The sequence below is a fragment of the Klebsiella sp. MS 92-3 genome (assembly GCF_000195655.1).
GTDB lineage: Bacteria > Pseudomonadota > Gammaproteobacteria > Enterobacterales > Enterobacteriaceae > Klebsiella > Klebsiella pneumoniae.
In genome coordinates, this window is the sequence record NZ_GL882838.1 from 19,903 (window position 1) to 23,874 (window position 3,972).

General features: G+C 67.5%; 5 protein-coding genes. 1 reads left to right on the top strand and 4 read right to left on the bottom strand.

Going from position 1 to position 3,972, the window contains the following annotated elements; all coding sequences use genetic code 11:
* The coding region (locus HMPREF9538_RS30345) for an ATP-dependent helicase C-terminal domain-containing protein (RefSeq protein ID WP_032457199.1) at positions 1–962 on the top strand (962 nt) is incomplete at its 5' end.
* 40 nt (positions 963–1,002) lie between these two features.
* Here HMPREF9538_RS30345 and HMPREF9538_RS07460 read toward each other — a convergent pair.
* The 4 genes from HMPREF9538_RS07460 to gspL form a co-directional block, all read right to left on the bottom strand.
* Complete coding sequence (locus tag HMPREF9538_RS07460; protein ID WP_002888947.1) at positions 1,003–1,803, bottom strand: prepilin peptidase; 801 nt, start codon at positions 1,801–1,803, stop codon at positions 1,003–1,005.
* Positions 1,800–2,546, bottom strand: coding sequence for a type II secretion system protein N (locus HMPREF9538_RS07455; RefSeq protein WP_004145897.1), 747 nt, complete (start codon positions 2,544–2,546; stop codon positions 1,800–1,802). Before HMPREF9538_RS07455 ends, HMPREF9538_RS07460 begins: the two co-directional genes overlap by 4 nt.
* Positions 2,536–3,021, bottom strand: coding sequence for a type II secretion system protein M (locus tag HMPREF9538_RS07450; RefSeq protein ID WP_004151943.1), 486 nt, complete (start codon positions 3,019–3,021; stop codon positions 2,536–2,538). The genes HMPREF9538_RS07455 and HMPREF9538_RS07450 overlap by 11 nt, the downstream gene beginning before the upstream one ends.
* A partial coding sequence (gene gspL, locus HMPREF9538_RS07445) for a type II secretion system protein GspL (protein WP_009485791.1) occupies positions 3,014–3,972 on the bottom strand: 959 nt, incomplete at its 5' end. The genes HMPREF9538_RS07450 and gspL, both read right to left, overlap by 8 nt.

The window sequence follows — 3,972 nt, forward strand, 5'->3', positions numbered from 1 at the left end:
GGCTGCTGGCGTCGGCCTTCGCCGATCGCATCGCCCGCCGCCGCGGTCAGGAGGGGCGCTACCAGCTGGCGAACGGCATGGGCGCGATGCTGGACGCCGACGACGCGCTGGGCCGTCATGAATGGCTTATCGCTCCGCTGCTGCTGCAGGGCAGCGCTTCGCCGGATGCCCGCATGCTGTTGGCTCTGCCAGTGGAAATCGGCGAGCTGATCGCCGCCCGCCCTGAACTGGCGAAAAGTTCCGACACGGTGGAGTGGGATGAAGCGCAGGGGACGCTGAAAGCCTGGCGGCGGACGGTGATCGGCCAGTTGGTGATCAAGACCCAGCCGCTGGCGAAGCCCTCTGAGGCAGAGCTGCATCAGGCGATGCTCAACGGTATTCGTGAGAAAGGCCTCGGGGTGCTCAACTGGACGCCAGAGGCTGAGCAGCTGCGCCTGCGGCTGCACTGTGCGGCGCAGTGGCTGCCGGAAGAGGCATGGCCCGCAGTGGATGACGCTTCGCTGCTGGCCTCGCTGGAGACATGGCTGCTGCCGCAGATGAACGGCGTTCATTCCCTGCGGGCGCTGAAGGCGCTGGATCTGCGTCAGGCGCTACAGGACTGGCTGCCATGGCCGCTGCGCCAGAAGCTGGATCGTGAGCTGCCGACGCACTATACCGTGCCGACCGGCAGCCGCCTGGCGATCCGATACCATGCGGAGAACCCGCCAGCGCTGGCGGTGCGTATGCAGGAGATGTTCGGCGAGGCCACGACGCCGGTGATCGCCGAGGGACGGGTGCCGCTGGTGCTGGAGCTGCTGTCGCCTGCCCAGCGTCCGCTGCAGATCACCCGCGATCTGAGCGCCTTCTGGCAAGGGAGCTACCGCGAGGTGCAGAAAGAGATGAAGGGACGCTATCCGAAGCACGTCTGGCCGGACGATCCGGCCAACGCCGCCCCGACCCGCCGCAGCAAAAAATACTCGTAGCCGCCGCTGCCGGGCGGCATCCTCAGTCGGTTCGCAAACGCTAGACCATCTGCTGCCAGAGAAAAATACTCCCGCCGGCCAGCGCCAGCCAGGGGCCGAAGGCCAGCGGCTGCTGCAGCGACTGCCGGGTCCACAGGCGTTGCAGCAGGGTCCACACCAGCCCGCTGGCCGAAGCGAGCAACAGCACCTGCGGCAGAACCTGCCAGCCGCACCAGGCGCCCAGCGCCGCCAGCAGCTTAAAATCGCCATAGCCCAGCGCCTCTTTCCCGGTCAGCAGGCGGAACAGCCAGTAGACCGACCACAGCGCCAGATAACCGGCCATCGCCCCGGCGACCGCATCCGGCAGGGCAATGTACACCTCGTTAAGATTGAACAGCAGCCCGGCCCACAGCAGGGGCAGAGTCAGGCGATCGGGCAGCAGCTGGGTCCGGGCGTCAATCCGCGCCAGTATCAGCAGGAACGAGAGCAGCACCAGGCCGCCCGCCAGCGGCAGGCCCGGCGCCAGCAAAGCTCCGGCGAGGATAAACAGCAGGCCGGTGGCCAGCTCGGTCAGCGGATAGCTCCACGCGATGGGCGCCTGACAGCAGCGGGCGCGACGGCCCAGCCAGAGGAAACTGAGCAGCGGGATATTGTCCCGCCAGGCGATCGGCTGGCGGCACTGCGGGCAGGAAGAGCCCGGGGTGCTGAGGGTTATCCGCTCGTCGTCCGCGGTCTGGGTCAACATGCGCGGCAGACGATAGATCACCACATTGTAAAAGCTGCCCAGCGCCAGGCCGAACAGCAGTAGAAAGCCATACCAGACAAAGGGAAAGTGCAGCGATAACGCGGCTAGTGTCGTCATTTTTGCTCCTGTGGTAACCATTTTCCCTGCAGCTGCCACGGCGTCGGGCCCGGGGCGTTATTCGCTGTCGGGCGCGTGACCAGCAGCGCCAGCAGCGGCGGCATCCCCTGCCGGGGCTGTAGCGTGCCGCGAAACAGATAGCGGCCATCGGGCGACAGAGTCCCCTGGCCGCTGAGGCTCAGCTGATGAGAGTCCTGACGGAGAGTCAGCGCCACGGCGCCGTCCACCGTACAGCGGAAGGTGCCATTAACCTGGGCCAGCTCCAGGCTGCCGACCGGAGAGTGCAGTCGGGCCTGCCGCCACTGCGCGCCTCCGGCGATGATATGCCGGCAGCGTCCGTCGCTGAACCGCCCTTCGGTCAGGCTGAAGGTGACCTCCCCCGCGGCCTTGACGGGCATAGTCGACATCAACCAGCGGCTGAGCAGGCTGGCGGGGGCGGTGAGCCGCCCCTCCTGTAGGCGCAGATCGCGAAGGCCCCACAGCCGGGCCTGACCCATCACGCCGCGGGGATCGCTGAGAGAGACCTGCCAGCCCGCCAGGGTCAGCGACCACGCCAGTCGTTCAAGCCGTTCCCCATGCCAGTAGACCGGTTGCGCCGCGCCGCGCCAGACGCTGCCGCTAAACTGCCCCACCTGTACGCCGGGCGGCAGCATGGGGGCCAGCAGGCGCGCCGGAGCCGTGGCGGTGAGCCACAACAGATAGAGGACCAGCAGCAGTCCGCCCGCGATCCAGTTAGCCTTCATCGTCGCGCTCCAGCAGCAGATGGTTGACCGTGACCCAGCCGGGTCGCGACGGCTGCCCGGTCACGGACAGCGAGATCGCGTTGACGCCGCGCATCGCCGGAGCGTCCAGCCAGTCGATCAGCGCCTGGAAAGCGCAGGGCTGAAGGGTGATCTGCAGACGTTTTCCCTGCGGCTGCAGGCGGATGACCGTCAGTCCGTGGCTCGCCGCCTCGCGCATCACCAGCGCGGTGAGCGCCTCTTTTGCCGCCGGCGCGGGCTGCTGGCTGAGCTGCTGCAGGCGCGGAGCCTGCTCCGTCATCCAGCGCAGGCTGGCCTGCTCTTTCACCAGGGTTTGCCGCCACTGCGCCTCGCGGGCTCGCCAGGGCTGCCACAGCCCATACCAGAAGGCGCATGCCGCCAGCAGCCCTGTCAGACCAAGCAACAGGCGCTGCTCCGACGGCGTGCGCTGCCGCCACCAGATAAGCAGATTAGCCATCGTTTTCCTCCAGCGTCAGTTGTCCCTCAATGCCATCCGGTTTCGTGATCATGTCGCCCGGCCGGACGCGAAACCGCGGCTGCGCCCGCTGGGTAAACTGCTCCAGCGCCCGGGAAGAGACCGCGGCGATATCCAGCTGCAGACGATTGCCCGCGGCATCCCAGCTCAGCGCTCGCAGACGGATCCCCGGCGTTTCGCTGAGGATGTTTTGCAAGGCGCTGAGGCGGTCGACGAGGGGGGCATGCTGCGCCTGACGGGTGAGGGTTTGCAGGTGCTGCTGCATCTGCAGTCGTGGGTTAATCACCTTTTTCTCCGTCGGAAACCAGCGGTGATAGAAGGCCCGGCTGGCCTGTTGCGCCGCCTCGGCCTGACGCGCCAGATCGCGATGGTCCAGCACGCTGTTTGCCCCTGCCAGTAACGCCAGAGCCAGCGCGGCATACCGCGCCGGACGCCAGCTCGCCTGCGCAGACCGCCGCCGGACGGCGAACTCCCCCTGCAGCAGACTGAGTTTCTGCGCTGCCGGATGGCGTGCGGCAAGGGTCAGCAATGTCTGCGCAGGCTGCTCCCGCCAGACGCCCGGCGCCGCGGGCGGCGGCGAATAGCTGTCGATGACGTGCTCTTCCGCCTCGCTCTGCAGCAGCTCCGTCAGCCAGACGTTTTCCGCCGCCATGCCGCCCCACGGCTGGTGGCGGATCAGCCACTGCTCGTCCACCTGCACCGCGCTCCACGCCGGCGGTTGCCAGGGCAGGGCCAGCACGTCGGGCGTCAACGCCAGGGGCTGTAAGGAGAGCGATTCGCAGCGCGCCAGCCAGTCGCGCATTTTTTGCCGCTGTACGGCGACGATCTCGCACTGGGCCTGCTGGCGGTGGAGCAGAGCAAAATGGGTGGCTTCCACATCGTCTGCCAGCTGCTCTTCCAGCAGAAACGGGGCCACCTGCAGCGGCGGGTTTT